The organism is Anaerobacillus sp. ABR4_321, from assembly GCF_056158505.1.
On the sequence record NZ_JBSWTK010000001.1, the window covers coordinates 513873 to 539269 of the forward strand.

35 protein-coding genes are annotated in these 25397 nt (G+C 43.9%); all 35 read right to left on the reverse strand.

Annotation, left to right across the window (positions count from 1 at the left end; translation table 11 throughout):
- Positions 1 to 6: 6 nt before the first annotated feature.
- Positions 7 to 372 (reverse strand): 30S ribosomal protein S13, encoded by a 366-nt coding sequence (gene rpsM / locus ACXADT_RS02850; RefSeq protein WP_270182804.1) that lies wholly within the window; start codon positions 370 to 372, stop codon positions 7 to 9.
- Positions 373 to 393: 21 nt separating this feature from the next.
- Positions 394 to 507, reverse strand: a complete 114-nt coding sequence (rpmJ, locus tag ACXADT_RS02855; protein ID WP_036787716.1) for a 50S ribosomal protein L36 — start codon at positions 505 to 507, stop codon at positions 394 to 396.
- Between the two features lie 36 nt (positions 508 to 543).
- Positions 544 to 762 (reverse strand): translation initiation factor IF-1, encoded by a 219-nt coding sequence (infA, locus tag ACXADT_RS02860; RefSeq protein ID WP_113808059.1) that lies wholly within the window; start codon positions 760 to 762, stop codon positions 544 to 546.
- Positions 755 to 1075, reverse strand: coding sequence for a KOW domain-containing RNA-binding protein (locus ACXADT_RS02865; protein WP_270182803.1), 321 nt, complete (start codon positions 1073 to 1075; stop codon positions 755 to 757). Before ACXADT_RS02865 ends, infA begins: the two co-directional genes overlap by 8 nt.
- Positions 1076 to 1091: 16 nt before the next feature.
- Positions 1092 to 1838: a type I methionyl aminopeptidase gene (map, locus tag ACXADT_RS02870; RefSeq protein ID WP_270182802.1), complete on the reverse strand. Its 747-nt coding sequence runs from the start codon at positions 1836 to 1838 to the stop codon at positions 1092 to 1094.
- The gene (locus ACXADT_RS02875; RefSeq protein ID WP_270182801.1) at positions 1838 to 2488 is read right to left on the reverse strand and encodes an adenylate kinase; all 651 of its coding nucleotides are present in this window, start codon (positions 2486 to 2488) and stop codon (positions 1838 to 1840) included. Before ACXADT_RS02875 ends, map begins: the two co-directional genes overlap by 1 nt.
- Before the next feature lie 66 nt (positions 2489 to 2554).
- A complete protein-coding gene (secY, locus tag ACXADT_RS02880; RefSeq protein ID WP_270182800.1) occupies positions 2555 to 3850 on the reverse strand; it encodes a preprotein translocase subunit SecY in 1296 nt (431 codons plus the stop codon).
- Positions 3850 to 4290, reverse strand: a complete 441-nt coding sequence (gene rplO, locus ACXADT_RS02885; RefSeq protein WP_270182799.1) for a 50S ribosomal protein L15 — start codon at positions 4288 to 4290, stop codon at positions 3850 to 3852. Before rplO ends, secY begins: the two co-directional genes overlap by 1 nt.
- A 29-nt stretch (positions 4291 to 4319) precedes the next feature.
- Entirely contained in the window at positions 4320 to 4508 is a 189-nt protein-coding gene (gene rpmD / locus ACXADT_RS02890; protein ID WP_270182798.1) for a 50S ribosomal protein L30, read from the reverse strand.
- A gap of 14 nt (positions 4509 to 4522) precedes the next feature.
- Positions 4523 to 5023 (reverse strand): 30S ribosomal protein S5, encoded by a 501-nt coding sequence (rpsE, locus tag ACXADT_RS02895; RefSeq protein WP_048313339.1) that lies wholly within the window; start codon positions 5021 to 5023, stop codon positions 4523 to 4525.
- Positions 5024 to 5041: 18 nt separating this feature from the next.
- Positions 5042 to 5404 carry a 50S ribosomal protein L18 gene (gene rplR / locus ACXADT_RS02900; RefSeq protein WP_270182797.1) on the reverse strand — a complete coding sequence of 121 codons (363 nt, stop codon included), beginning with the start codon at positions 5402 to 5404 and terminating at the stop codon, positions 5042 to 5044.
- Positions 5405 to 5435: 31 nt separating this feature from the next.
- Positions 5436 to 5972, reverse strand: coding sequence for a 50S ribosomal protein L6 (gene rplF, locus ACXADT_RS02905; protein WP_270182796.1), 537 nt, complete (start codon positions 5970 to 5972; stop codon positions 5436 to 5438).
- A 28-nt stretch (positions 5973 to 6000) separates the two neighbouring features.
- On the reverse strand, positions 6001 to 6399 hold the full coding sequence (gene rpsH / locus ACXADT_RS02910; protein ID WP_224885205.1) for a 30S ribosomal protein S8: 399 nt from the start codon (positions 6397 to 6399) through the stop codon (positions 6001 to 6003).
- Positions 6400 to 6428: 29 nt separating this feature from the next.
- Entirely contained in the window at positions 6429 to 6614 is a 186-nt protein-coding gene (locus tag ACXADT_RS02915) for a type Z 30S ribosomal protein S14 (RefSeq protein ID WP_224885207.1), read from the reverse strand.
- A gap of 16 nt (positions 6615 to 6630) precedes the next feature.
- On the reverse strand, positions 6631 to 7170 hold the full coding sequence (gene rplE, locus ACXADT_RS02920; RefSeq protein ID WP_270182795.1) for a 50S ribosomal protein L5: 540 nt from the start codon (positions 7168 to 7170) through the stop codon (positions 6631 to 6633).
- A gap of 25 nt (positions 7171 to 7195) precedes the next feature.
- On the reverse strand, positions 7196 to 7507 hold the full coding sequence (gene rplX / locus ACXADT_RS02925; RefSeq protein WP_224885211.1) for a 50S ribosomal protein L24: 312 nt from the start codon (positions 7505 to 7507) through the stop codon (positions 7196 to 7198).
- A gap of 43 nt (positions 7508 to 7550) precedes the next feature.
- Positions 7551 to 7919, reverse strand: coding sequence for a 50S ribosomal protein L14 (gene rplN, locus ACXADT_RS02930; protein ID WP_270182794.1), 369 nt, complete (start codon positions 7917 to 7919; stop codon positions 7551 to 7553).
- Between the two features lie 45 nt (positions 7920 to 7964).
- A complete protein-coding gene (gene rpsQ, locus ACXADT_RS02935) occupies positions 7965 to 8228 on the reverse strand; it encodes a 30S ribosomal protein S17 (RefSeq protein ID WP_224885215.1) in 264 nt (87 codons plus the stop codon).
- A gap of 20 nt (positions 8229 to 8248) precedes the next feature.
- A complete protein-coding gene (rpmC, locus tag ACXADT_RS02940) occupies positions 8249 to 8452 on the reverse strand; it encodes a 50S ribosomal protein L29 (protein WP_048313330.1) in 204 nt (67 codons plus the stop codon).
- On the reverse strand, positions 8442 to 8876 hold the full coding sequence (gene rplP, locus ACXADT_RS02945; protein WP_270182793.1) for a 50S ribosomal protein L16: 435 nt from the start codon (positions 8874 to 8876) through the stop codon (positions 8442 to 8444). Before rplP ends, rpmC begins: the two co-directional genes overlap by 11 nt.
- Before the next feature lie 3 nt (positions 8877 to 8879).
- Positions 8880 to 9539, reverse strand: a complete 660-nt coding sequence (rpsC, locus tag ACXADT_RS02950; protein WP_270182792.1) for a 30S ribosomal protein S3 — start codon at positions 9537 to 9539, stop codon at positions 8880 to 8882.
- Positions 9540 to 9542: 3 nt separating this feature from the next.
- Positions 9543 to 9884 (reverse strand): 50S ribosomal protein L22, encoded by a 342-nt coding sequence (gene rplV / locus ACXADT_RS02955; protein ID WP_270182791.1) that lies wholly within the window; start codon positions 9882 to 9884, stop codon positions 9543 to 9545.
- 20 nt (positions 9885 to 9904) lie between these two features.
- The gene (rpsS, locus tag ACXADT_RS02960) at positions 9905 to 10183 is read right to left on the reverse strand and encodes a 30S ribosomal protein S19 (RefSeq protein WP_224885224.1); all 279 of its coding nucleotides are present in this window, start codon (positions 10181 to 10183) and stop codon (positions 9905 to 9907) included.
- A 58-nt stretch (positions 10184 to 10241) separates the two neighbouring features.
- Positions 10242 to 11078 carry a 50S ribosomal protein L2 gene (gene rplB, locus ACXADT_RS02965; protein ID WP_270182790.1) on the reverse strand — a complete coding sequence of 279 codons (837 nt, stop codon included), beginning with the start codon at positions 11076 to 11078 and terminating at the stop codon, positions 10242 to 10244.
- Between the two features lie 27 nt (positions 11079 to 11105).
- Positions 11106 to 11390 carry a 50S ribosomal protein L23 gene (rplW, locus tag ACXADT_RS02970; RefSeq protein ID WP_224885228.1) on the reverse strand — a complete coding sequence of 95 codons (285 nt, stop codon included), beginning with the start codon at positions 11388 to 11390 and terminating at the stop codon, positions 11106 to 11108.
- Entirely contained in the window at positions 11390 to 12013 is a 624-nt protein-coding gene (rplD, locus tag ACXADT_RS02975; RefSeq protein ID WP_474833191.1) for a 50S ribosomal protein L4, read from the reverse strand. Before rplD ends, rplW begins: the two co-directional genes overlap by 1 nt.
- A 17-nt stretch (positions 12014 to 12030) precedes the next feature.
- The gene (gene rplC / locus ACXADT_RS02980) at positions 12031 to 12666 is read right to left on the reverse strand and encodes a 50S ribosomal protein L3 (protein ID WP_270182788.1); all 636 of its coding nucleotides are present in this window, start codon (positions 12664 to 12666) and stop codon (positions 12031 to 12033) included.
- Positions 12667 to 12714: 48 nt separating this feature from the next.
- Positions 12715 to 13023 (reverse strand): 30S ribosomal protein S10, encoded by a 309-nt coding sequence (gene rpsJ, locus ACXADT_RS02985; RefSeq protein ID WP_224885234.1) that lies wholly within the window; start codon positions 13021 to 13023, stop codon positions 12715 to 12717.
- Between the two features lie 312 nt (positions 13024 to 13335).
- Entirely contained in the window at positions 13336 to 14526 is a 1191-nt protein-coding gene (gene tuf / locus ACXADT_RS02990) for an elongation factor Tu (RefSeq protein ID WP_270182787.1), read from the reverse strand.
- Positions 14527 to 14630: 104 nt separating this feature from the next.
- A complete protein-coding gene (gene fusA, locus ACXADT_RS02995) occupies positions 14631 to 16709 on the reverse strand; it encodes an elongation factor G (RefSeq protein ID WP_270182786.1) in 2079 nt (692 codons plus the stop codon).
- Positions 16710 to 16759: 50 nt separating this feature from the next.
- Positions 16760 to 17230 (reverse strand): 30S ribosomal protein S7, encoded by a 471-nt coding sequence (gene rpsG, locus ACXADT_RS03000; RefSeq protein WP_270182785.1) that lies wholly within the window; start codon positions 17228 to 17230, stop codon positions 16760 to 16762.
- A 36-nt stretch (positions 17231 to 17266) separates the two neighbouring features.
- The gene (rpsL, locus tag ACXADT_RS03005; RefSeq protein WP_270182784.1) at positions 17267 to 17689 is read right to left on the reverse strand and encodes a 30S ribosomal protein S12; all 423 of its coding nucleotides are present in this window, start codon (positions 17687 to 17689) and stop codon (positions 17267 to 17269) included.
- Between the two features lie 112 nt (positions 17690 to 17801).
- On the reverse strand, positions 17802 to 18050 hold the full coding sequence (locus ACXADT_RS03010; protein WP_270182783.1) for a 50S ribosomal protein L7ae-like protein: 249 nt from the start codon (positions 18048 to 18050) through the stop codon (positions 17802 to 17804).
- A gap of 86 nt (positions 18051 to 18136) precedes the next feature.
- Entirely contained in the window at positions 18137 to 21757 is a 3621-nt protein-coding gene (rpoC, locus tag ACXADT_RS03015) for a DNA-directed RNA polymerase subunit beta' (protein ID WP_270182782.1), read from the reverse strand.
- A 35-nt stretch (positions 21758 to 21792) separates the two neighbouring features.
- On the reverse strand, positions 21793 to 25335 hold the full coding sequence (gene rpoB / locus ACXADT_RS03020) for a DNA-directed RNA polymerase subunit beta (RefSeq protein WP_270182781.1): 3543 nt from the start codon (positions 25333 to 25335) through the stop codon (positions 21793 to 21795).
- Positions 25336 to 25397 lie beyond the last annotated feature (62 nt).

Genomic DNA, 25397 nt, shown 5'->3' on the forward strand with positions numbered 1-25397 from the left:
CCTCCCTTACTTCTTCTTGTTTGCTACTGTACGGCGAGGGCCTTTACGAGTACGAGAGTTGTTCTTCGTATGTTGGCCTCGGACAGGAAGACCGCGACGGTGGCGAATACCACGATATGAACCGATCTCGATTAGACGCTTAATGTTAAGGGAAACTTCACGACGAAGGTCACCTTCAACTTTAATCTTGTCTACCTCTTCACGGATTTTTCCGAGCTCTTCTTCAGTCAAGTCGCGAACGCGTGTATCTTCAGATACACCAGCATCAACTAGGACTTGTTTAGCAGTAGTTTTACCGATTCCATATACGTAAGTTAACGCGATTACGATGCGCTTTTCGCGTGGAACATCAATACCAGCAATACGTGCCATTACGTTGCACCTCCTTATATATTAACCTTGTTTTTGCTTGTGTTTAGGGTTATCACAGATAACCATTACTTTACCTTTACGGCGAATAACTTTACATTTTTCACAAATTGGTTTTACTGATGGTCTTACCTTCATTGTTTTTTACCCTCCTTGTATTCGGAGATTAACTTTTTATTTATATCGATACGTGATTCGACCACGTGATAAGTCATATGGAGAAAGCTCAACAGTTACTTTGTCGCCTGGCAAAATACGAATGTAATGCATGCGTATCTTCCCGGATACGTGAGCAAGGATCTTATGACCGTTTTCGAGTTCTACTCGAAACATTGCATTCGGTAGAGGTTCGATAACTGTGCCTTCCATTTCAATAACATCTTCCTTAGCCATCTACTTGCTCTCCCTCCTTTAAATCAATGACATATTCATTCATATACTTTGAGATCGCGAAACGCAGCTTGCCATTTGTGACACGGCTCGTTTCCTCAAGACTTCGCTTTACCTCAGGGGATACATAATTCGTTAGCTCCAGGTGTGCGAGGTTCTTTCGCTTTGGACGATCAAATTTTCGTTTGTCGCCATCTGCGATGAAAACATAACGATCATCTATCAGTTCAACAATCACGCTATATTGTTCAGCGTCTCTTCCCCGTTTGTTCCGCACGATCCGACCGATCTCGGGCACGGTTTCCGACTCTTTCAAGAACCATCACCTTCACTTAGGCCTTTGTTAAAATTTCATATCCTTCTTCTGTAACAGTAAAAGTATGCTCAAAGTGAGCGCATTTTTTACCGTCAGTTGTTACTACAGTCCAGTTATCTGAAAGCGTCCGAACATACCGAGAGCCCATATTCACCATTGGCTCAACCGCAAGGACCATGCCTTGTTTGAGCCTAGGTCCTTTTCCTGGAGGACCATAATGAGGAATTTGAGGATCTTCATGAAGGTCCTGTCCTACACCATGACCAACATATTCTCGTACGATCGAAAAACCTTCAGCTTCCGCATACGTTTGAATTGCATGAGAAATGTCGGAAAGTCTTTTCCCGATTTTCGCCTCAGCCAATCCTTTATATAACGATTCCTCGGTAACTTTTAACAACCGTTCGTCTTCTTCTGAGATAGTGCCAACAGGATAGGTCCAGGCTGAATCGCCATGATAACCTTTATATTTAGCACCGATATCGATGCTGATAATATCTCCCTCCGCCAACACGCGATCTCCTGGAATACCATGTACCAGCTCTTCGTTTACAGAAGCGCAGATACTTCCAGTAAATCCATTGTAACCCTTAAAGGAAGGAATTGCATCAAGCTGACGAATAAACCGATCGGCAATCGTATCCAGCTCTTTTGTCGTAACTCCAGGCTTAATGTGCTTCTGTAGTTCTTGATGCGTTAATGCGACAATTTTGCCCGCCTCTCGCATGATATCAAGTTCGCGAGGAGTCTTGCAAATAATCATTACGACAACCCTCCGAGGAGTTGATCGATGTCTTCAAACACCACATTGATGTCTTTGTTGCCGTCAATGGTTTTTAGATAGCCTTTGCCTTCATAAAAGGTCAACAACGGTTGCTGTTGCTGCTTGTTGACATCGAGGCGTGTGCGTACAGTTTCTTCTTTATCATCATCTCGTTGATAAAGTTCTCCTCCGCACTTATCACAGACTCCTTCTTCCGTTGGAGGATTGAAGATCGCATGATAAGTTGCTCCACAGTTCTTACAAACACGACGCCCAGTCAACCTCTTCATAAGTTGATCTTCTTCAACAGCGATATTAACAACATAATCTAGTTGTTTATCCATATCGGAGAGGATCTTCTCAAGAGCTTCTGCCTGAGCTACTGTTCTTGGGAAACCATCAAGGAGAAAACCTTTTTCGCAATCATCTTTTCCTAAACGGTCTCGTACTATACCAATCGTTACTTCATCGGGTACGAGATTTCCGGAATCCATGTACTCTTTTGCTTTTATACCAAGAGGTGTTCCTTCTTTAATCGCTGCTCGGAACATATCTCCTGTTGAGATATGAGGGATGCCATACTTTTCGACAATCTTTTCTGCCTGGGTTCCTTTTCCGACACCCGGGAGCCCCATTAATACTAGATTCATCTAATCCCTCCATACGTCACCCAATCGAGGATGAAGGAGGGGAAGAAAGTTCTTCCCAGTTTATCCTCAAGATTTAATAAAGCCTTTATAATGACGTTTAATTAATTGACTTTCAATTTGCTTCATCGTATCAAGCGCTACCCCAACAACGATCAGCAAGCTTGTTCCGCCGATTTGCAGCGTTTGCGGCAGTCCTGCTACGGTTGTGAAAAACACCGGAATAATCGATACAACTGCAAGGAATAGAGCTCCTACAAATGTTAAACGATAGAGAATGCGTGTAATGTACGTTTCCGTAGCATTACCTGGACGGATACCAGGAATATATCCACCCTGCTTTTTCAGATTCTCTGCCATCTTCTCCGGATTCACCTGGACAAACGTATAGAAATACGTAAAGCCAATGATGAGTAACGCATACACGACCATGCCGATAGGCTGTGTGTAATCAAAGATTCTGACGATCCAATCTGTTACCGAATTACTTCCGAACAGTCTTGCAACTGTTGGAGGAGTAATGATAAGTGAAATTGCAAAGATAACTGGAATAACACCTGCTGCATTTACCTTGATCGGTAAGTGTGTTGATTGACCGCCAACTTGTCTGCGGTTAACAGTACGCTTAGCGTATTGGATTGGAATCTTACGTAGACCTTGCTGTACAAAGATAACAGCTACGACGATCGCTAATGCTGCTAGAGCAATAATAGCAAGTGTAACGATGTTAATGAACAGCTCATCTTGCGCTCCTTCAAACATCTGTGCGTACAACTGGTTAAGACCAGGAGGAATTGCAGCTACAATTCCGGCAAAGATGATGATGGAAATTCCATTACCAACGCCTTTAGCAGTAATCTGCTCGCCTAACCACATCAAAAAAGCCGTTCCGGCTGTAAGAACTAGAGCAATATTAAGGTACGTCAAGAAACCTGCATCTGAAATCAACTGGCCTCCAACCATGTTGTTGAAACCGATAGATAGCGCGATACCCTGGATAAATCCAAGACCGATCGTTCCATATCGAGTAACTTGAGTGAGCTTTTTACGCCCGGCTTCGCCCTGTTTTGACCATTCGGTAAACTTAGGGACGACATCCATCTGTAGAAGCTGCACAATGATTGAAGCAGTGATATAAGGCATGATTCCCATGGCAAAGATGGAGAAGTTTTGCAACGCTCCACCGCCAAAGGTGTTGAGTACTCCGAAGAGACTCATTTGATCTTGAAATTCTAATACTTCTCTGTTCACACCAGGAACCGGTATGAATGTTCCGATACGGAACACGACAAGCATGAGTAGCGTAAAAATGACTTTGTTTCTAATATCACCTACGCGCATAATGTTGGAGATTGCTTGGAACATTAGATCACCTCAGTATTTCCGCCTGCCGCTTCAATAGCTTCCTTAGCAGAAGCTGAGAACTTGTGGGCTTTCACGGTAAGCTTTTTCTCTAGCTTACCATTACCTAGAATCTTAATTCCAGCTTTTTCTTTGCTGACAACGCCAGTTTCTAGCAATAGCTCTGGGGATACTTCAGTTCCATCTTCAAAACGGTTTAGCGAATCAAGATTAACAATCGCGAACTCTTTACGGTTCATGTTTGTAAATCCACGTTTCGGTAGACGTTTGAAAATCGGAAGCTGTCCTCCCTCGAAACCTGGGCGTACTCCGCCGCCAGAACGAGACTTTTGACCTTTTTGACCGCGACCAGATGTTTTACCGTTACCTGTTGCAATACCGCGACCAAGTCTGTTGCGTTCTTTACGAGAACCTTCAGATGGTTTTAGTTCGTGTAGTTTCAATGTGGGCACCTCCTCAATGTATAGATTTTTTATGCATCGATTTCGTTAACAGTTACAAGGTGAGATACCTTGTTAACCATACCGCGAATAGCAGGGTTGTCGTTATGAACAACCGTTTGATGCATCTTGTTCAGTCCAAGAGTTTTTACCGTCACGCGTTGGTCTTGAGGGCGACCAATCACACTACGTGAGAGGGTGATTTCTAATTTCTTAGCCATCTGTTATCCCTCCCTTAACCTAATAGCTCTTCTACAGATTTTCCACGAAGCTTTGCAACGTCTTCTGCACGCTTGAGGTTTTCAAGGCCGTTAAGTGTTGCACGCACCATGTTAATCGGATTGTTAGATCCAAGAGACTTCGATAGAATGTCGCCTACACCAGCAAGTTCTAATACCGCACGTACAGGTCCACCAGCGATAACTCCAGTACCTTCAGAAGCTGGCTTCAATAGTACATTACCTGCTCCGAAATGACCTGTAATTTGGTGAGGGATTGTAGTTCCAACAACAGGAACAGTGATCAAGTTCTTCTTCGCATCTTCGATAGCTTTGCGAATTGCTTCAGGAACTTCCTGCGCTTTACCAGTTCCGAAGCCAACGTGACCGTTTTTATCTCCGACTACTACGATTGCTGCAAAGCGGAAACGACGTCCACCTTTTACAACTTTCGCTACACGGTTAACGGTAACTACGCGTTCTTCAAGTTCTAGTTTGTTAGCATCAATGCTACGCATGGGTTAACCTCCTTTTTATTAAAATTTCAGTCCAGCTTCACGAGCTGCGTCTGCAAGAGCTTTAACACGTCCGTGGTATAGATACCCACCGCGGTCAAAAACCACTTCAGTATGACCTGCTTCAACAGCACGCTTTGCAATTGCTTCTCCGACTTTAGTAGCAGCCTCAGTGTTACCGCCGTTGTTAACGTCCATTCCTTGCTCCATGCTAGATGCTGATACCAAAGTTACGCCTTTAACATCATCAATAAGCTGAGCATAAATGTTCTTGTTTGAACGGAAAACGTTTAGACGAGGACGTTCAGCTGTGCCGGATACGTTACGACGAACGCGAGCGTGTCTTTTTTGACGCGCTTTGTTTTTATCGGCTTTAGTGATCATGAAATGTCACTCCTTTCCGCTAGGTTTTTACCTATTTACCAGTTTTACCTTCTTTACGACGAACATATTCGCCTTCATAACGGATACCTTTGCCTTTATAAGGCTCTGGAAGACGTACTGAACGGATGTTAGCTGCAACAGCTCCAACACGCTCTTTATCGATACCTTTTACTACAACCTTCGTGTTTGAAGGAACTTCAACTTCGATGCCTTCTTCTGGTACGATCTCAACTGGGTGAGAGTAACCAACGTTAAGCACTAGTTTCTGACCGGATTTGTTAGCACGCCAACCAACCCCGATGATTTCAAGGCCTTTTTCAAAACCTTTAGTCACACCTTCAACCATGTTTGCGATCAGGCTGCGAGTTGTTCCGTGTAGAGCACGGTGCTCTTTATTTTCTGAAGGACGAGCAACAGTTAGCACGTTATCTTCGATAGTTACTTTAATATCGGAGTTGAACGTACGAGAAAGTTCACCTTTCGGTCCCTTTACTGTTACAACGTCGTCTTTAATATCAATTGTTACACCACTTGGGATTTCAATCGGTTTAAGTCCGACACGTGACATAATTACACCTCCATTCCGCTTTTAAGAATTACCAAACGTAAGCGAGTACTTCGCCGCCTACTTGCTGTTGACGAGCTTCTTTGTCCGTCATAATTCCTTTAGAAGTAGAAACAAGAGCGATTCCTAGGCCGCCAAGTACGCGTGGTACTTCGTCAGCTTTAGCGTAAACGCGAAGACCAGGTTTACTGATTCGCTTTAAGCCAGTGATAACGCGCTCGTTGTTAGAACCGTACTTAAGAAAGATACGGATGATGCCCTGCTTGTTGTCTTCAACGATTTCAACATCGCGTACAAAACCTTCACGCTTGAGGATTTCAGCAATGTTTCTCTTTGAATTAGATGCAGGTAATTCTAGTTTTTCGTGACGCACTGTGTTTGCGTTACGAATACGTGTAAGCATATCTGCAATTGGATCAGTCATGACCATTAGTAATTACCTCCTTCCCTATCTCGGGTTTACCAGCTAGCCTTTTTAACGCCTGGGATTTGACCTTTGTATGCAAGTTCACGGAAACAAATACGGCAAAGCTTAAATTTGCGAATAACTGAATGAGGACGTCCACAACGCTCACAACGTGTGTATTCCTGAACGTTAAACTTAGCTTGGCGCTTTTGTTTCGCGATCATTGATTTTTTCGCCACAATTTTCCCTCCTTACTTACTTTTGAAATGGCATACCTAGTTGTGTCAACATTTCACGGCTCTCTTCGTCCGTTTTAGCTGTTGTTACGATAACGATGTCCATTCCGCGCACTTTGTTTACATTATCGTAATCAATTTCAGGGAAAATCAACTGTTCTTTGATGCCTAGTGTGTAGTTACCACGGCCATCGAATGCTTTCTTAGAAACACCTCTGAAGTCACGTACACGAGGTAGTGATACAGATACTAGCTTATCTAAGAAATCATACATACGAGTGCCACGAAGTGTAACCTTCGCACCGATTGGCATACCTTCACGAAGTTTAAAACCAGCGATGGATTTTTTAGCTTTCGTGATGACAGGCTTTTGACCTGAGAGTAACTGAAGCTCTTCTACAGCCGTATCTAGAGCTTTCGGGTTCTGCACAGCGTCACCAACACCCATGTTGATTACAATTTTCTCAACTTTTGGCACTTCCATAACGGAAGAGTAATTAAATTTCTCCATAAGAGAAGGTTTTGTTTCGTTTTGATACTTTTCTTGAAGACGGTTCATCGGATAGACCTCCTTTCGCTAAAAACTACTTATCGAGTACTTCACCGGATTTTTTTGCGATACGAACTTTTTTGCCGTTTTCCTCTTTATAACCAACGCGAGTAGGTTCACCAGATTTCGGATCTAGTGCCATTACGTTAGAAACATGGACAGCTGCTTCTTGTTCAACAATTCCACCCTGTGGGTTAGCTTGAGAAGGCTTGGAATGTTTCTTAACAAGGTTAACACCTTCCACGATTACTCTATCTTTTTTCGGGTAAGCTTCAAGGATCACACCTTGCTTTCCTTTGTCCTTACCAGAGATAACTTTTACTTTATCACCTTTTTTAACGTGCATAACGTCCTGCGCACCTCCTTACAAGGCATCTATTTTCAAACGATTAAAGAACTTCTGGAGCAAGAGATACGATTTTCATGTACTGGTTGTCACGAAGTTCACGAGCAACCGGTCCGAAAATACGAGTTCCGCGTGGTCCTTTGTCATCACGGATTACTACCGCTGCGTTTTCGTCGAACTTGATGTAAGAACCATCTGGACGACGAACTCCGCTCTTACTGCGTACGATAACAGCTCTGACAACTTCACCCTTCTTAACAACGCCACCAGGTGTTGCCTGTTTCACCGAACAAACAATTACGTCACCGATGTTAGCTGTTTTACGACCAGTACCACCGAGAACCTTAATGCATTGCAATTCACGAGCACCAGAGTTGTCTGCAGATTTCAAACGAGATTCCTGTTGAATCATTTAGATAGACCTCCCTTCGGACATGAGTAAATGATCCGAGTTCATTTAGATAATTACAGCTTCTTCAACAACTTCAACAAGACGGAAACGCTTATCTTTAGATAGCGGACGAGTTTCCATAATACGTACTACGTCGTTGATCTTTGCAGAGTTGTTTTCATCATGCGCTTTAAACTTCTTAGAGTATTTCACGCGTTTACCGTATAGTGGGTGCATTTTATAAGTCTCAACCATAACTGTGATTGTTTTATCCATTTTGTCTGAGACAACACGACCTACATATACTTTGCGATTATTGCGTTCGCTCATTTCGCAAACCTCCCCTCATATTAACCGTTTGTGATTCCTAACTCTCTCTCACGCAACACTGTGTTAGCGCGAGCGATTGATTTACGGACTTCACGAATGCGGGCTGGGTTTTCCAGTTGACCTGTAGCGAGTTGAAAGCGAAGATTGAAAAGCTCTTCTTTGAAAGACTTCGCTTTCTGTTCGATTTCAGCAGTGGTCAAGTTACGAATTTCCTCAGCTTTCATTTGTGTCACCACCCACTTCTTCGCGTTTTACGAACTTAGTTTTAACAGGCAGTTTGTGAGAAGCAAGACGAAGAGCTTCACGCGCTACTTCTTCAGAAACACCTGCGATTTCAAACATGATTTTCCCTGGCTTTACTACAGCTACCCATCCTTCAGGAGCACCTTTACCGGAACCCATTCGAACTTCTAGAGGTTTAGCAGTATAAGGCTTAGATGGGAAAATTTTGATCCATACTTTACCGCCACGTTTCATGTAACGAGTCATAGCGATACGAGCAGATTCGATTTGACGGTTTGTGATCCAGCTAGCATCTAGTGCTTGTAGACCGTATTCGCCGAAAGCTACTTCAGTGCCACCTTTAGCACGTCCGCGCATTTTTCCGCGATGTTCTCTGCGGTATTTAACACGTTTAGGTAACAACATGATTTATTTTCCCCCTTCCTCTTTTTGCGTTCCTTTCGTTGGAAGGACTTCACCACGGTAGATCCAAATCTTCACACCAAGCTTACCGTAAGTAGTATCTGCTTCTGCAGTACCATAGTCGATGTCAGCACGAAGTGTGTGAAGAGGCACAGTACCTTCACTGTATGATTCAGAACGAGCAATATCTGCACCGTTTAGGCGTCCAGATACTTCAGTTTTAATACCTTTTGCACCAGCTCTCATCGCACGTTGAATCGTTTGCTTCATAGCACGACGGAATGAGATGCGGTTTTCAAGTTGACGAGCGATGTTTTCAGCAACTAGAGTTGCGTCGATGTCAGCTTGCTTGATTTCGAAAATGTTAACGTGAACTCGCTTGCCTGTTAGTTCTGTAAGAGACTTACGAAGAGACTCAACTTCAGAACCACCTTTACCGATTACCATACCAGGCTTAGCAGTTTTCACTGTTACGTTTACTCGGTTTGCTGCACGCTCGATTTCAACAGCTGAAACAGATGCGTCTTTCAAGCGTTTTTCAATATATTCACGAATCTTGATATCTTCGTGTAAAAGGTCAGCGTAATCTTTGTCTGCGTACCATTTAGACTCCCAATCACGGATAACGCCAATTCGAAGTCCTACTGGATTAACTTTTTGACCCACTCGTTATCCCTCCTTCTTTTCTGATACCACTACTGTGATATGGCTAGTGCGCTTGTTAATACGGCTAGCACGACCCATAGCACGTGGGCGGAAACGTTTCATTGTTACTCCTTCGTCTACAAACACTTGAGAAACCGTAAGATCGTTCGGCTCTAGTTCAAGATTGTGTTCTGCGTTAGCAATAGCAGAATTAAGCACTTTCTCAACTAATGGAGAAGCAGCTTTGTTTGTGTTGCGAAGAATGGCAATAGCTTCACCAACTTGCTTTCCCCGAATGAGATCTACGACTAAGCGTGCTTTACGAGGAGCAATACGCACGTGTTTTGCAACAGCTTTAGCTTGCATTCGTTGTACCTCCCCTCAAATTAACGTCTAGTTTTTTTATCATCTGCAGCATGCCCGCGATATGTGCGAGACGGAGCAAATTCACCAAGCTTGTGTCCGACCATGTCTTCTGTAACATAAACCGGTACGTGCTTGCGTCCATCGTATACTGCGAAAGTGTGTCCAATAAACTCTGGGAATACTGTTGAACGACGAGACCAAGTTTTAATAACTTTTTTGTCGTTCTTTTCATTCAAGTCTTCGACCTTTTTCATTAAATGATCGTCGACAAAAGGTCCTTTTTTCAAACTACGACCCATTTGTGAACCTCCCTTTTGTGATTAAGCTACGGCCCCTGCGAACCGTAGGTTAATCGCATTATTTTTTCTTCTTACGACGACGTACGATGTACTTGTCGGAGTCTTTGTTCTTCTTACGCGTTTTGAAACCAAGAGTTGGTTTGCCCCATGGTGACATTGGTGATTTACGTCCGATCGGCGCACGACCTTCACCACCACCGTGTGGGTGATCGACTGGGTTCATTACAGAACCACGAACTGTAGGACGGATACCCATCCAACGAGAGCGTCCAGCTTTACCAACGTTGATAAGTTCATGTTCAAGGTTACCAACTTGACCAATAGTAGCACGGCAAGTAGAAAGAATCATGCGAGTCTCTCCAGAACGAAGACGTACAAGTACGTACTTTCCTTCTTTACCTAGTAGCTGAGCTTCTGCACCAGCAGAACGTACTAGCTGTCCACCCCGACCTGGTTTAAGTTCGATGTTATGAATTGTTGTACCAACTGGAATGTTGATTAGTGGAAGAGCGTTTCCTACTTTAATGTCAGCTTCTGGGCCAGACATAATTTCAGTTCCTACTTTTAATCCTTTTGGAGCAAGAATGTAACGCTTTTCTCCATCAGCATAGTTGATTAGAGCGATGTTAGCAGAACGGTTTGGATCGTATTCGATTGTAGCAACGCGTCCTGGTATTCCATCTTTGTCTCGTTTAAAGTCAATAACACGGTATTTACGTTTGTGACCGCCACCTTGGTGACGAACAGTTAAGCGACCTTGGCTGTTACGTCCGCCTTTCTTGTGAAGCGGCGTAAGCAACGATTTTTCCGGCTTGTCTGTCGTGATTTCTGCAAAGTCAGATACTGACATTCCACGACGACCGTTAGTGGTCGGTTTATACTTTTTAATCGCCATTCTCATTTCCCTCCTTCACAATTGTTCTTAGCCTTCAAAGAAGTCCAATTCTTTGCTATCCGGTGTAAGCGTCACGATAGCTTTTTTACGACGTGGTGTAAATCCGCTGTGGCGGCCAACACGTTTCTTTTTACCCATATAGTTCTGAGTGTTCACTCCAGCAACTTTAACTCCGAAGATCTCTTCTAGAGCACTCTTGATTTGAGTTTTGTTAGCACGAGTATCAACTTCGAACGTATATTTTTTGTCTGCCATTACGTCTGTAGTAGCTTCAGTAATAACGGGGCGCTTGATGATGTCACGAGCGTTCATTACGCTAGCACCTCCTCTACTTTTTCCAAAGCGTCTTTTGTCATAACTAGTTTATCAGCTTTAAGGACATCAAGGATGTTGATACCAGCTGAAGTTACAACAGTAACACCAGGAATATTGCGCGCAGATAATGCGACTGCTTCGTTATAGTCACCCGTAACGATTAGCGTTTTGCTATCTGCAGAAAGATTTGAAAGAACTGTTACCATTTCTTTTGTTTTTGGAGCATCAAAAGAAAGGCTTTCTACAGCTACAAAGTTTTCTTCTTGTACTTTAGAAGACAATGCAGATTTGATCGCCAAACGACGAACTTTTTTAGGTAGCTTGTAAGAATAGCTTCTTGGTGTTGGACCGAATACTACTCCACCGCCAACCCATTGTGGTGAACGGATTGAGCCCTGACGAGCACGACCTGTTCCTTTTTGACGCCATGGCTTAGCTCCACCACCGCGTACTTCTGAACGGTTTTTTACGTCATGGTTACCTTGACGCAAAGATGCTTGCTGCATGATTACCGCATCATACATAACACTTTCGTTTGGTTCGATTCCGAAGATCGCTTCAGCGAGTTCTACATCGCCTACCTGTGCTCCGGATTGGTTGAACATAGTTACTTTAGGCACTTGGATATCCTCCTTTCTTACTTAGCTTCTTGTGCTTTAGTTGCACTTTGGATAGTCACATAGCTCTTCTTAGCTCCAGGCACGTTCCCTTTTACTAGAAGTAGATTACGTTCTGTATCAACTTTAACAATTTCAAGGTTTTGAACTGTTACACGCTCTCCGCCCATACGTCCAGGTAGAAGTTTACCTTTCATTACGCGCATCGGATCGATAGGACCCATAGCACCAGGACGACGGTGGTAACGAGAACCGTGAGTCATTGGTCCGCGAGATTGGTTATGACGCTTGATAGCACCTTGGAAACCTTTCCCTTTAGACGTACCAGTTACATCAACTACGTCACCTTCGTTAAAGATATCAACTTTGACTTCCTGACCAATTTCGTAACTACCTTCAGCGTTACGAATTTCCTTCACGAAGCGCTTAGGTGTAGTGCTTGCTTTTGTAGCATGGCCTTCCTCAGGCTTGTTGTAACGAGACTTTTTCTTGTCAGCGAATCCAAGCTGGATTGCTTCGTAGCCATCAGTATCAACAGCTTTCTTTTGAAGAACAACGTTAGGTTCTGCTTCAACCACAGTTACTGGGATGATATCACCGTTGTCAGCAAAGATTTGAGTCATGCCTACTTTTCTTCCTAAGATTCCTTTGGTCATTAGTCACACCTCCTAAATGTGTTTTAAATAGTTTTATATAGCGTTCTATTAAAGTTTAATTTCAATGTCAACGCCTGACGGTAGATCTAAACGCATTAGAGAATCAACCGTTTGTGGTGTTGGCTCAATGATGTCGATTAGACGCTTGTGCGTACGCATTTCGAATTGCTCACGAGCATCTTTGTACTTGTGAACCGCACGTAGAACTGTATAAACAGCTCTTTCCGTCGGCAACGGGATTGGTCCGGATACTTTTGCACCTGAACGTTTTGCTGTTTCTACAATTTTCTCAGCAGATTGATCAAGAATACGGTGATCATATGCCTTTAAACGAATACGAATCTTTTGCTTTGCCATTATTTCCCCTCCTTTTTCGCCCATATTTTAATAGACAGTTCTCCGTGAAAATAACCCCAACACACTCGCCATGGCAAAGGGGCCGGGTGTGTCAGCAACCTTCCACTTCATCGCTGTTTATGACCAACATTCTTATTATACTAAAACCTCTGCATTTACGCAAGGCTTTTGTCTAGATAATGAATATGTCGATCGCACACTTTTAATATTATAACGGGCTACTTTAAAAATTGCAAGATGCATTACTATTTTCGCAATATTTCATATAAAAAAGCACCCGGTTAATATCCGGGTGCTTTTAAAATATCGATACTACTCGATGATTGTTGCAACAACGCCTGCGCCTACAGTACGTCCACCTTCACGGATAGAGAACTTAGTTCCGTCTTCGATTGCGATCGGAGCGATAAGTTCAACTGTCATTTCGATGTTGTCTCCAGGCATAACCATTTCAACGCCTTCTGGAAGTTGAATTGTACCAGTTACGTCAGTTGTACGGAAGTAGAACTGAGGACGGTAGTTAGCGAAGAATGGAGTATGACGTCCACCTTCTTCTTTTGAAAGAACGTAAACTTCAGCTTTGAACTTAGTGTGAGCCTTAACAGTACCAGGCTTAACTAGTACTTGTCCACGCTGAATGTCTTCACGAGCTACACCACGAAGTAGTGCGCCGATGTTGTCGCCAGCTTCTGCATAGTCAAGAAGCTTACGGAACATTTCTACACCAGTAACTGTTGTTTTCTTGCTCTCTTCTTGAAGACCAAGAATTTCAATTTCGTCACCGACTTTAACTTGTCCACGCTCAACACGTCCAGTAGCAACTGTACCACGACCAGTGATTGAGAATACGTCCTCAACTGGCATCATGAATGGCTTGTCAGTGTCACGCTCTGGAGTTGGGATGTACTCATCAACAGCGTCCATAAGTTCGAAGATTTTCGCTTCGTACTCATCGTCGCCTTCTAGAGCTTTAAGTGCAGAACCTTTGATTACTGGAACTTCGTCGCCATCGAAGTCGTACTCAGAAAGAAGGTCACGAACTTCCATTTCAACTAGTTCAAGTAGCTCTTCGTCGTCAACCATGTCACACTTGTTAAGGAATACAACAAGCATAGGTACACCAACCTGACGAGAAAGAAGGATGTGCTCACGAGTCTGAGGCATTGGGCCGTCAGCTGCAGATACTACAAGGATTCCTCCGTCCATTTGTGCAGCACCAGTGATCATGTTTTTAACATAGTCAGCGTGACCTGGGCAGTCAACGTGTGCATAGTGACGGTTTTCTGTTTCGTACTCAACGTGTGCAGTTGAGATTGTGATTCCACGCTCACGCTCTTCTGGAGCACCATCGATTTGGTCGTAAGCCATAGCAGTACCGCTACCAGAACGCTTGTGAAGCACAGAAGTGATCGCAGCTGTTAGAGTAGTTTTACCATGGTCAACGTGTCCAATTGTACCAATGTTAACGTGGGGTTTCGAACGGTCGAATTTTTCTTTTGACATTAGTGTTTCCTCCTTTAATTACCAAAGAATTATCTATGCCAAGATAGGCGTATGAATATAATTCTCGCCTATCTTAGATTACAACAAAACTTGCTTTGCTACAATTATTCGCCTGTAGCTTTTTTGATGATTTCTGCAGAGATTGATTTAGGCACTTCTTCGTAGTGATCGAAGGACATTGTGTAAGTACCGCGCCCTTGAGTACGAGAACGAAGTGTAGTTGCATAACCAAACATTTCAGATAGTGGTACGAACGCGTTGATAACCTGTGCGTTTCCGCGAGCAGCCATACCTTCTACGCGTCCACGACGGCTTGTTACGTCGCCCATGATATCGCCCATGTATTCTTCTGGAACTACAACTTCAACCTTCATCATTGGCTCAAGTAGTGCAGGGTCACAATGGTCTTTAGCTTTCTTAAGAGCCATTGAAGCAGCTACTTTAAATGCCATTTCGTTTGAGTCAACGTCGTGGTAAGAACCATCGACAAGACGAGCTTTAACGTCGATTAGTGGGTAACCAGCTAGTAGCCCGTTATCCATTGCATCGCGAAGACCAGCTTCAACTGCAGGTACGTATTCACGTGGAACTACACCACCAACAATTTTGTTTTCAAACTCAAAGCCAGCGCCTTCTTCGTTAGGTTCGAATTCAACCCATACGTGTCCGTATTGTCCACGACCACCAGACTGACGTACGAATTTACCTTCAACCTTAGCACCCTTCTTAATAGACTCACGGTATGCAACCTGAGGAGCACCAACTGTTGCATCAACTTTGAACTCACGACGTAGACGGTCAACGATGATATCAAGGTGAAGCTCACCCATACCAGAGATGATCGTTTGGCCAGTCTCTTCGTTTGTTTCAGTTTTGAAAGTTGGATCTTCTTCAGCTAGCTTAGCAAGTGCTACTGCCATCTTATCTTGGTCACTCTTCGTTTTTGGTTCAATCGCAACCGAGATAACTGGATCTGGGAAGTCCATAGACTCAAGGATAACTGTATCCTTTTCGTCACATAGAGTATCACCAGTAGAAGTGTCTTTCAGACCAACTGCCGCTGCGATATCTCCTGCGTATACAGTAGAGATTTCTTCACGAGAGTTAGCGTGCATCTGAAGAATACGTCCTACACGTTCACGCTTGTCTTTTGTAGAGTTCTTAACGTAAGAACCTGAAGATAGCGTTCCTGAGTAAACACGGAAGAATGTAAGCTTACCAACGTAAGGGTCAGTCATTACTTTAAATGCAAGTGCAGAGAAAGGACCGTTATCGTCAGCAGAACGAAGTACTTCTTCTTCAGAATCTTTTAGATGTCCTTTGATTGCAGGTACATCTAATGGAGAAGGAAGATAGTCTAGAACAGCATCAAGAACTAGTTGAACACCTTTGTTCTTAAATGCAGATCCGCATAGTACAGGGTAGAATTCAACGTTACAAGTTCCTTTACGGATTGCAGCCTTGATTTCTTCCTCTGTAAGCTCTTCACCTTCAAGGTATTTCATCATTAGATCTTCTTCAAGCTCTGCTACAGCTTCGATCAACTTCGTACGGTACTCTTCAGCTTGTTCCTTGTATTCAGCAGGAATTTCGCGAGCTTCTGTACGAGAACCTAGTTCATCAAGATAGTAGAAAGCCTGCATCGAAATAAGATCGATGATACCTTCAAACTCATCCTCAGCACCGATTGGTAGCTGAACAGGGTGAGCGTTAGCTTGCAGACGTTCATTAAGTGTGCCTGTGGAATATAGGAAGTCCGCACCTAGTTTATCCATCTTATTGATGAATACGATACGTGGAACCCCGTAGTTTGTAGCTTGACGCCAAACAGTTTCTGTTTGCGGTTCAACACCTGATTGCGCATCAAGTACCGCAACTGCTCCATCTAATACACGTAAAGAACGTTCAACTTCTACCGTGAAGTCTACGTGACCAGGCGTGTCAATGATGTTAACACGGTGGTCTTTCCACTGGGCAGTGGTAGCAGCAGAAGTGATCGTGATTCCACGCTCCTGCTCCTGCTCCATCCAGTCCATCTGAGAGCCACCTTCGTGAGTCTCACCGATTTTGTGGATACGCCCTGAATAGAAAAGAATACGCTCGGTTGTTGTTGTTTTACCAGCATCGATGTGTGCCATGATACCGATATTACGTGTATCTTTTAAGGAGAATTCTCTTGCCATTAGTATTTCTCCTTCCTTTTATAAAGATAGTAGTTTTATTTAACTGGCGATTACCAGCGGTAGTGAGCAAACGCTTTGTTTGCTTCTGCCATTTTGTGCATTTCTTCACGCTTCTTAACAGAAGCACCAGTGTTATTAGCTGCATCCATGATTTCGTATGCTAGTCTTTCTACCATTGTTTTCTCACCGCGAAGACGAGAATAGTTAACAAGGTAACGAAGTCCTAGAGTTGTACGACGATCTGGACGTACCTCAACCGGTACCTGGTAGTTAGCACCACCAACACGACGAGCGCGTACTTCAAGTACTGGCATAACGTTTTTCAAAGCTTGATCGAATACTTCCATAGCTTCTGTGTTAGTACGCTCCTGGATAAGATCGAATGCTTTGTAAAGAACTTGTTGTGCCTTACCTTTTTGGCCGTCTACCATAAGACGGTTGATTAGGCGAGTTACAAGCTTGGATTTGTAAATTGGATCTGGTAATACGTCACGACGTTCTACTGGACCTTTACGTGGCATGGGAAGACCCCCTTTCTCAATTGTTGTTTAAGATTATTACTTCTTAGCTGCTTTCGGTCTCTTAGTACCGTATTTAGAACGACCTTGCATACGATCGTTAACACCTGCAGTGTCAAGTGCACCACGTACGATGTGATAACGTACACCCGGTAAGTCTTTAACACGTCCTCCACGGATAAGCACTACACTGTGCTCCTGAAGGTTGTGACCGATACCAGGGATATAAGCAGTAACTTCGATTCCGTTAGTAAGACGAACACGAGCGTATTTACGCAATGCAGAGTTCGGCTTCTTTGGAGTCATTGTACCCACACGAGTACATACACCACGTTTTTGTGGAGATGAAAGATCTGTATGAGTCTTTTTGAAGCTATTATATCCTTTGTTCAATGCAGGAGAGTCAGATTTCTTAGTCTTAGAAACGCGTCCCTTGCGAACAAGTTGGTTAATAGTTGGCATTTTGTTTTCCTCCCTTCTTAAGTGATTAGCAAGCCCACACATCCAGGTGGTTCATGTATAGATAAAAGGAAAGTTTTTGCCGGTCAGTTCATACTGAACCAGACAAAAACGGTTATGCTTTTATCGTTACTGTTGCCGCCCCTACTTCGATGCCGCATGCCTTGCCAAGTTTTTTCATTGAATCAACCCGGTGTATAGGAATGCTCTTCTCTTTAGCGAGAGCAACAACCTTAGAAGTAACCCTGCGATCAGCGTCGTCAGCAACAAATACTTCCTTCGCTTCCCCAATCTGGAGGGCCTTAAGAGTTTGTTTTGTCCCGATTATTAATTCATCTGCCTGTGATACTTTTTCATAAGACACAGATATATCCTCCAAAGCAACAGGATTATCGGGAGCACCTTGGATATAATATCACCCTGTACTCCCGATGTCAACACTTCCCCTGTTTATTCTTGATTCACTAAAGCACTTTCGTCCTGCTCAAGATGTTCTGTTGCTTCTTGCGCTTCTCCAGCAACATTGATCCTGCGGTAACGTTGCATACCAGTACCTGCCGGAACAAGCTTACCGATAATAACATTTTCCTTTAGACCAAGAAGTTCGTCACGTTTACCTTTAATCGCAGCATCAGTTAGGACACGAGTTGTTTCCTGGAATGATGCAGCAGATAAGAAGGATTCAGTCTCAAGAGATGCTTTCGTAATTCCGAGAAGTACCGGACGTCCAGTAGCTGGCAATCCGCCCTTAACAAGAACTTTTCTATTCACATCTTTGAACTGATGGATGTCAACAAGTGATCCAGGAAGTACTTCCGTATCACCTGCATCGATAACGCGGATCTTACGCATCATCTGACGAACCATTACTTCAACGTGCTTATCACCGATTTCAACACCCTGCATACGGTATACCTTCTGCACTTCTGCTAGGAGGTATTCTTGTACGCCGTCGATACCGCTGATCGTTAGGAGCTGCTTAGGATCGATTGAACCTTCTGTTAAGGCTTGACCAGCCTGAACGACATCTCCTACTGCTACTTTAAGGCGTGCACCATAAGGTACTGGGTAATTACGAGTTTCGGTTTCACCCTGTACAACGATTTCCTTCTTCTCTTTGACTTCAGCCATATCGATGACTGTTCCATCAAGTTCAGAAATAACCGCCTGACCTTTTGGATTACGGGCTTCAAATAGCTCCTGGATACGCGGAAGACCTTGAGTGATGTCATCTCCGGCAACCCCACCTGTGTGGAATGTACGCATCGTCAACTGTGTACCAGGTTCTCCGATAGATTGTGCAGCGATGATTCCAACTGCTTCTCCAACTTCTACGCGAGTACCAGTCGCAAGGTTGCGTCCATAACACTTTTTACATACGCCGTGGCGTGTGCTACATGTGAAGGCAGAACGGATATGAACATTCTCGATACCAGCTTCGACGATTGCCCCAGCAATGTCTTCCGTGATAAGAGAGTTTTTCTCCACAAGAACTTCGTTCGTTTCTGGGTGTTTCACTTTTTTGAACGCTACACGTCCAACAAGGCGATCGTATAACCCTTCGATCAATTCGTTACCGTTCTTGATCGCACTAACTTCAAGTCCACGATCTGTTCCACAGTCGTCTTCGCGAACGATAACGTCCTGCGCAACATCTACAAGTCGACGAGTCAGATAACCTGAGTCAGCTGTCTTAAGTGCTGTATCGGCAAGACCTTTACGCGCACCGTGAGTAGAAATAAAGTATTCTAGTACCGTTAGACCTTCACGGAAGCTTGATTTGATCGGTAGTTCGATGATTTGTCCAGATGGGTTAGCCATCAAACCACGCATACCAGCTAACTGTGTGAAGTTAGATGCGTTACCACGAGCTCCTGAATCACTCATCATAAAGATTGGGTTATCTGTTTCAAGAGTCTTCATCAGTTTCTCTTGGATGCGGTCTTTTGCACCACTCCAGATCGAGATAACTCGGTCATAACGCTCATCGTCAGTGATTAGACCACGACGGAACTGCTTGAGAACTTTTTCTACTTTTTCTTCAGCTTCAGAAATGATTTCTTGCTTTTCAGCAAGTACTACGACGTCAGATACACCAACTGTAATACCAGCTTTTGTTGAATATTTGAATCCAAGGTCCTTCATTCGATCTAGCATGCGAGAAGTTTCCGTTACTTTGAAACGCTTGAATACTTCAGCGATGATCTTACCGAGTATGCCTTTCTTGAACGGAGTGATGATCTCACGCTTTGCGATCTCTTCTTTCACATTTACACCATGTGGAAGGAAGTACCTTTCAGGAGTTGCTACTTCAAGGTTAGTCGTCGTTGGCTCGTTAATATACGGGAACGACTCCGGTAAGATCTCGTTGAAGATCAGCTTACCGACCGTTGTAACTAACAACTGTTTATTCTGCTCTTCAGTAAATGCAGATTTATTAAGAGAAGAAGCTGGGATTGCAACACGAGAATGAAGGTGTACATATCCATTCTGGTATGCGATCAGCGCTTCGTTTGTATCTTTAAATACAGAACCTTCTCCAATTGCTCCTTCACGTTCCATAGTAAGGTAGTAGTTACCTAGTACCATATCCTGTGATGGTGTTACAACTGGCTTACCATCCTTAGGGTTTAGAATGTTCTGTGCTGCAAGCATCAAGATACGTGCTTCAGCTTGAGCTTCTGCAGATAGTGGAACGTGAACTGCCATTTGGTCACCATCAAAGTCAGCGTTGTATGCTGTACAAACGAGCGGGTGAAGACGAATAGCACGTCCTTCTACAAGAATCGGTTCAAACGCCTGGATACCAAGACGGTGAAGAGTTGGCGCTCGGTTAAGAAGAACAGGGTGTTCTTTAATAACGTTCTCGAGTACGTCCCAAACTTCAGGATGAACCTTTTCAACTTTACGCTTAGCACTCTTAATGTTGTGAGCAAGACCTTTCGATACAAGCTCCTTCATCACGAATGGCTTGAATAGTTCAAGTGCCATTTCTTTTGGTAGACCACACTGGTACATCTTAAGGTGTGGACCTACGACGATAACGGAACGGCCTGAGTAGTCAACACGCTTACCAAGAAGGTTTTGACGGAAGCGTCCCTGCTTACCTTTCAACATGTGAGAAAGAGACTTCAATGGACGGTTACCAGGACCTGTAACAGGTCGGCCACGACGACCATTGTCGATTAGAGCGTCTACTGCTTCTTGCAACATACGTTTTTCGTTCTGAACGATGATACTCGGTGCCCCAAGATCTAAAAGTCGCTTCAAACGATTGTTACGGTTGATCACACGACGGTAAAGATCGTTAAGGTCAGACGTCGCAAAACGACCACCATCAAGCTGAACCATCGGACGAAGTTCTGGCGGGATTACCGGTAGAACATCTAGGATCATCCATGCTGGATTGTTACCAGAGCCACGGAACGCTTCAAGTACTTCTAAACGTTTGATCGCTCTTGTTCTACGCTGTCCTTGAGCCGTCTTCAATTCTTCTTTCAAAACATCTACTTCTTTATCAAGGTCGATGTCAAACAGTAATCTACGGATTGCCTCGGCACCCATTTCAGCTGAGAAAGTTTTCCCGTACTTCTCACGATATGCACGGTATTCTTTCTCTGAAAGAAGTTGTTTTTTCTCTAGAGGCGTGTCACCTGCTTCTGTTACAACGTAAGAAGCAAAGTAAATAACCTCTTCAAGTGCGCGTGGAGACATGTCAAGAACAAGTCCCATACGACTTGGAATCCCTTTAAAGTACCAGATGTGGGAGACAGGGGCAGCAAGCTCAATGTGCCCCATTCTCTCACGACGTACTTTTGCACGTGTTACTTCAACTCCACAGCGGTCACAAACGACTCCTTTATAACGGATACGCTTGTATTTACCACAGTGACATTCCCAGTCCTTAGTAGGGCCGAAGATACGCTCACAGAAAAGTCCATCTTTCTCTGGCTTTAAGGTACGGTAGTTAATGGTTTCTGGCTTCTTCACTTCTCCTCTTGACCAGGAGCGAATTTTATCCGGTGACGCCAGACCGATTTTCATATACTCAAATTTATTGACATCTATCAAGGGGCCTACCTCCCTTTAGAATTCAGGTTTAACCCTTACTCACTCGCCTGATTTGACCCAACATTCAAGTTTAATTTCTCACTGGATTGGTCTTCTTCATCGTCTAACTCTTTCATTTCGATCTCTTGCTCATCACTAGCTAGCATTTTCACGTCCATACCTAGAGATTGCAATTCTTTGATCAGAACTTTAAACGATTCAGGAATACCAGGCTCAGGAACATTTTCACCTTTTACGATTGCTTCGTAAGTCTTAACACGTCCAACAACATCATCCGACTTAACAGTTAGAATCTCTTGTAGTGTATATGCGGCACCGTATGCTTCAAGTGCCCATACCTCCATCTCACCGAAACGCTGTCCACCGAATTGTGCTTTACCACCAAGCGGCTGCTGTGTAACGAGTGAGTATGGTCCTGTAGAACGTGCGTGAAGTTTGTCATCAACCATGTGAGCAAGTTTGATCATATACATGACACCGACAGAGATGCGGTTGTCGAATGGTTCACCTGTACGACCATCGTAAAGAACAGTTTTACCATCACGTGGCATACCTGCTTCTTCAAGCGTTTCCCACACATCTTCCTCGCGGGCTCCATCAAATACTGGAGTTGCAACATGGATGCCAAGCGCACGCGCTGCCATTCCGATGTGCATCTCTAACACCTGTCCGATATTCATACGAGACGGAACACCAAGCGGGTTCAACATGATATCGATCGGCGTACCATCAGGTAAGTATGGCATGTCTTCTTCAGGAAGTATCCTTGAGATAACACCCTTGTTACCGTGGCGTCCCGCCATTTTATCTCCTTCATGAATCTTACGCTTCTGTACGATATATACGCGAACTAGCTGATTTACTCCCGGAGGAAGCTCATCGCCATCTTCTCGGTTAAAGATCTTCACGTCGAGCACGATTCCGTCGCCGCCATGAGGGACACGTAATGAAGTATCACGTACTTCACGAGCTTTTTCTCCGAAGATTGCGTGAAGGAGACGTTCTTCAGCCGTAAGTTCCGTAACACCCTTAGGCGTTACTTTACCAACGAGGATATCGCCGTCTTTTACTTCAGCACCCATGCGAATAATTCCTCGCTCATCAAGGTTACGCAGAGCGTCTTCCCCAACGTTAGGAATATCACGAGTGATTTCTTCAGGTCCAAGCTTCGTGTCACGAGCTTCTGACTCATACTCTTCAATATGAATTGACGTATAAACGTCATCTTTTACGAGACGTTCGCTCATAATAATAGCATCCTCGTAGTTGTAACCTTCCCATGTCATAAATCCGACAAGGACGTTACGACCGAGTGCCATTTCGCCTTTTTCCATTGAAGGACCGTCACCAAGAATTTCTCCTTTAACGACGCGGTCACCTTCGTCTACGATCGGCTTCTGGTTATAGCAAGTTCCTTGGTTGGAACGGATAAACTTCAGTAATCGATAGCGATCGAGGTCGCCTTTCACTTCCTGACCATCTACAACGGAGATACGACGAACGTGAATTTCTGCAGCAGACGCATACTCGACGATACCGTCGTGTTTACAGATGACAGCAGCACCGGAATCTTTTCCGTTAACGTGCTCCATCCCTGTTCCTACGATTGGTGATTCAGGAACCATCAAAGGTACAGCCTGACGCTGCATGTTCGCACCCATTAGTGCACGGTTGGAGTCATCGTTCTCAAGGAACGGGATACAAGCCGTTGCAGCCGAAACAACCTGCTTCGGGGATACGTCCATGTAATCGATCTTGTCACGGTTGATGATGATGTTTTCATCACGGAAACGCGCAACAATATCTTCTTCTTTAAATGATCCATCATCGTTTAGCTTAGCGTTTGCCTGTGCCACAACGTAATTATCCTGTTCATCAGCAGTAAGGTAATCGATAAACTCTGTTACCTTTCCTGTTTCAGGATCTACTCTGCGGTAAGGCGTCTCGATAAACCCAAACTTGTTAACTCGCGCGTATGAAGATAGGGAGTTAATCAGTCCGATGTTTGGACCCTCTGGTGTTTCGATCGGACACATTCTTCCGTAGTGAGAATAGTGAACGTCACGAACTTCGAATCCTGCACGCTCACGAGTTAGTCCACCCGGTCCAAGAGCAGATAAACGACGCTTGTGAGTAAGCTCAGCTAGCGGGTTTGTCTGGTCCATGAACTGAGATAGCTGTGAGCTACCAAAGAATTCTTTGATCGATGCAATTACCGGACGAATGTTGATTAGCGCCTGTGGCGTGATCACATTTGTGTCCTGGATTGACATACGCTCTCTTACTACACGTTCCATTCTGGACAAACCAATACGGAATTGGTTTTGTAGCAATTCACCTACTGAACGAAGGCGGCGGTTACCAAGATGATCGATATCATCTGTGTTACCAACCTGGTGAAGAAGGTTAAAGAAGTAATTGATAGAAGAAATGATATCTCCAGGCGTGATGTTTTTCACTCCGGAGTCAATTCCACCATTACCCATAACATTAATCACACGTTCACCTTCAGGATCGTCAGGTGCATATATCTTAATAGATTGTAATCCTATAGAATCATCTTCAATTACCCCGCCATGAGGTTCAACGTTTTTAAATCCAACGTTTGTTTCAATAGCAGGTAGAATCTTATCTAGCAGGCGGCGATCAAGAATCGCGCCTTCTTCCGCAATCACTTCGCCTGTCTCAGGGTCAACGAGCGTTTCTGCTAAACGTTGATTGAATAGACGGTTCTTGATATGAAGCTTTTTATTAATCTTGTAGCGTCCTACATTTGCTAAGTCATAACGCTTCGGATCAAAAAAGCGGGAATCAAGTAAGCTTTTTGCGTTATCGACAGTCGGTGGCTCACCAGGACGTAAGCGTTCATAGATTTCTAGAAGCGCTTTTTCTGTTCCGTCCGTGTTGTCCTTTTCCAGGGTATTGCGAAGATATTCATCTTCACCTAGGAGATCTATGATTTCTTGATCAGACCCAAACCCTAACGCTCTGAGCAATACCGTAATCGGTAGCTTTCTAGTACGGTCGATCCGTACGTAGACAATATCCTTGGCATCAGTTTCAAATTCCAGCCATGCTCCTCGGTTTGGAATGACAGTAGCTGTATATCCCTTTTTGCCGTTCTTATCAATCTTCTTGCTATAGTAGACACTTGGAGAACGCACAAGCTGAGATACGATGACTCGTTCTGCCCCATTAATAATAAAAGTACCTGTTTCAGTCATCAACGGGAAGTCACCCATGAATACTTCTTGTTCCTTAACTTCACCCGTCTCTTTATTGATTAGGCGCACTTTTACTCGTAAAGGTGCAGAGTATGTCACATCTCGCTCTTTGGTTTCTTCCACGGGATACTTTGGTTCACCTAGGCTATAGTCAACAAACTCTAGCACAAGATTACCAGTGAAATCTTCAATCGGAGAAATATCCTGGAACATTTCTCGTAAACCCTCATCAAGAAACCATTGATAAGAAGCCGTTTGAATCTCAATTAGATTTGGTAAATCTAATACTTCTTTGATTCGCGCGTAGCTTCTTCTTTGGCGGTGGCGTCCATACTGAACTAGTTGGCCTGTCAAATGATTCACCCCTCAAATCCAGCGTATTTATTTTTTTTGCCCCTCGATTTCCTCTATAAAAA

Coding starts and splice junctions, on each gene's coding strand:
- rplW (WP_224885228.1), bottom strand. CDS start 11,390: ATGAACGCTCGTGACATCATCAAGCGCCCCGTTATTACTGAAGCTACT.
- map (WP_270182802.1), bottom strand. CDS start 1,838: ATGATTATTTGCAAGACTCCTCGCGAACTTGATATCATGCGAGAGGCG.
- rpsG (WP_270182785.1), bottom strand. CDS start 17,230: ATGCCACGTAAAGGTCCAGTAGAACGTCGTGACGTATTACCAGATCCA.
- tuf (WP_270182787.1), bottom strand. CDS start 14,526: ATGTCAAAAGAAAAATTCGACCGTTCGAAACCCCACGTTAACATTGGT.
- rpmJ (WP_036787716.1), bottom strand. CDS start 507: ATGAAGGTAAGACCATCAGTAAAACCAATTTGTGAAAAATGTAAAGTT.
- rplE (WP_270182795.1), bottom strand. CDS start 7,170: ATGAACCGTCTTCAAGAAAAGTATCAAAACGAAACAAAACCTTCTCTT.
- rpmD (WP_270182798.1), bottom strand. CDS start 4,508: ATGGCTAAGAAATTAGAAATCACCCTCTCACGTAGTGTGATTGGTCGC.
- rpsS (WP_224885224.1), bottom strand. CDS start 10,183: ATGGGTCGTAGTTTGAAAAAAGGACCTTTTGTCGACGATCATTTAATG.
- rplV (WP_270182791.1), bottom strand. CDS start 9,884: ATGCAAGCTAAAGCTGTTGCAAAACACGTGCGTATTGCTCCTCGTAAA.
- infA (WP_113808059.1), bottom strand. CDS start 762: ATGGCTAAGGAAGATGTTATTGAAATGGAAGGCACAGTTATCGAACCT.
- rpsH (WP_224885205.1), bottom strand. CDS start 6,399: ATGGTCATGACTGATCCAATTGCAGATATGCTTACACGTATTCGTAAC.
- rplX (WP_224885211.1), bottom strand. CDS start 7,507: ATGCACGTTAAAAAAGGTGATAAAGTAAAAGTTATCTCTGGTAAGGAC.
- rpsE (WP_048313339.1), bottom strand. CDS start 5,023: ATGCGTAGCATTGATGCTAACAAACTAGAACTTGAAGAACGCGTAGTT.
- rplP (WP_270182793.1), bottom strand. CDS start 8,876: ATGTTGTTACCTAAACGTGTTAAATACCGCAGAGAACATCGCGGAAAA.
- secY (WP_270182800.1), bottom strand. CDS start 3,850: ATGTTCCAAGCAATCTCCAACATTATGCGCGTAGGTGATATTAGAAAC.
- rpsL (WP_270182784.1), bottom strand. CDS start 17,689: ATGCCAACTATTAACCAACTTGTTCGCAAGGGACGCGTTTCTAAGACT.
- rplF (WP_270182796.1), bottom strand. CDS start 5,972: ATGTCACGTGTCGGACTTAAACCGATTGAAATCCCAAGTGGTGTAACA.
- rplN (WP_270182794.1), bottom strand. CDS start 7,919: ATGATTCAACAGGAATCTCGTTTGAAATCTGCAGACAACTCTGGTGCT.
- rplB (WP_270182790.1), bottom strand. CDS start 11,078: ATGGCGATTAAAAAGTATAAACCGACCACTAACGGTCGTCGTGGAATG.
- rplC (WP_270182788.1), bottom strand. CDS start 12,666: ATGACCAAAGGAATCTTAGGAAGAAAAGTAGGCATGACTCAAATCTTT.
- rpsJ (WP_224885234.1), bottom strand. CDS start 13,023: ATGGCAAAGCAAAAGATTCGTATTCGTTTAAAGGCATATGATCACCGT.
- rpsQ (WP_224885215.1), bottom strand. CDS start 8,228: ATGAGCGAACGCAATAATCGCAAAGTATATGTAGGTCGTGTTGTCTCA.
- rplR (WP_270182797.1), bottom strand. CDS start 5,404: ATGATCACTAAAGCCGATAAAAACAAAGCGCGTCAAAAAAGACACGCT.
- ACXADT_RS02875 (WP_270182801.1), bottom strand. CDS start 2,488: ATGAATCTAGTATTAATGGGGCTCCCGGGTGTCGGAAAAGGAACCCAG.
- rpmC (WP_048313330.1), bottom strand. CDS start 8,452: ATGAAAGCTGAGGAAATTCGTAACTTGACCACTGCTGAAATCGAACAG.
- rpsM (WP_270182804.1), bottom strand. CDS start 372: ATGGCACGTATTGCTGGTATTGATGTTCCACGCGAAAAGCGCATCGTA.
- fusA (WP_270182786.1), bottom strand. CDS start 16,709: ATGGCAAGAGAATTCTCCTTAAAAGATACACGTAATATCGGTATCATG.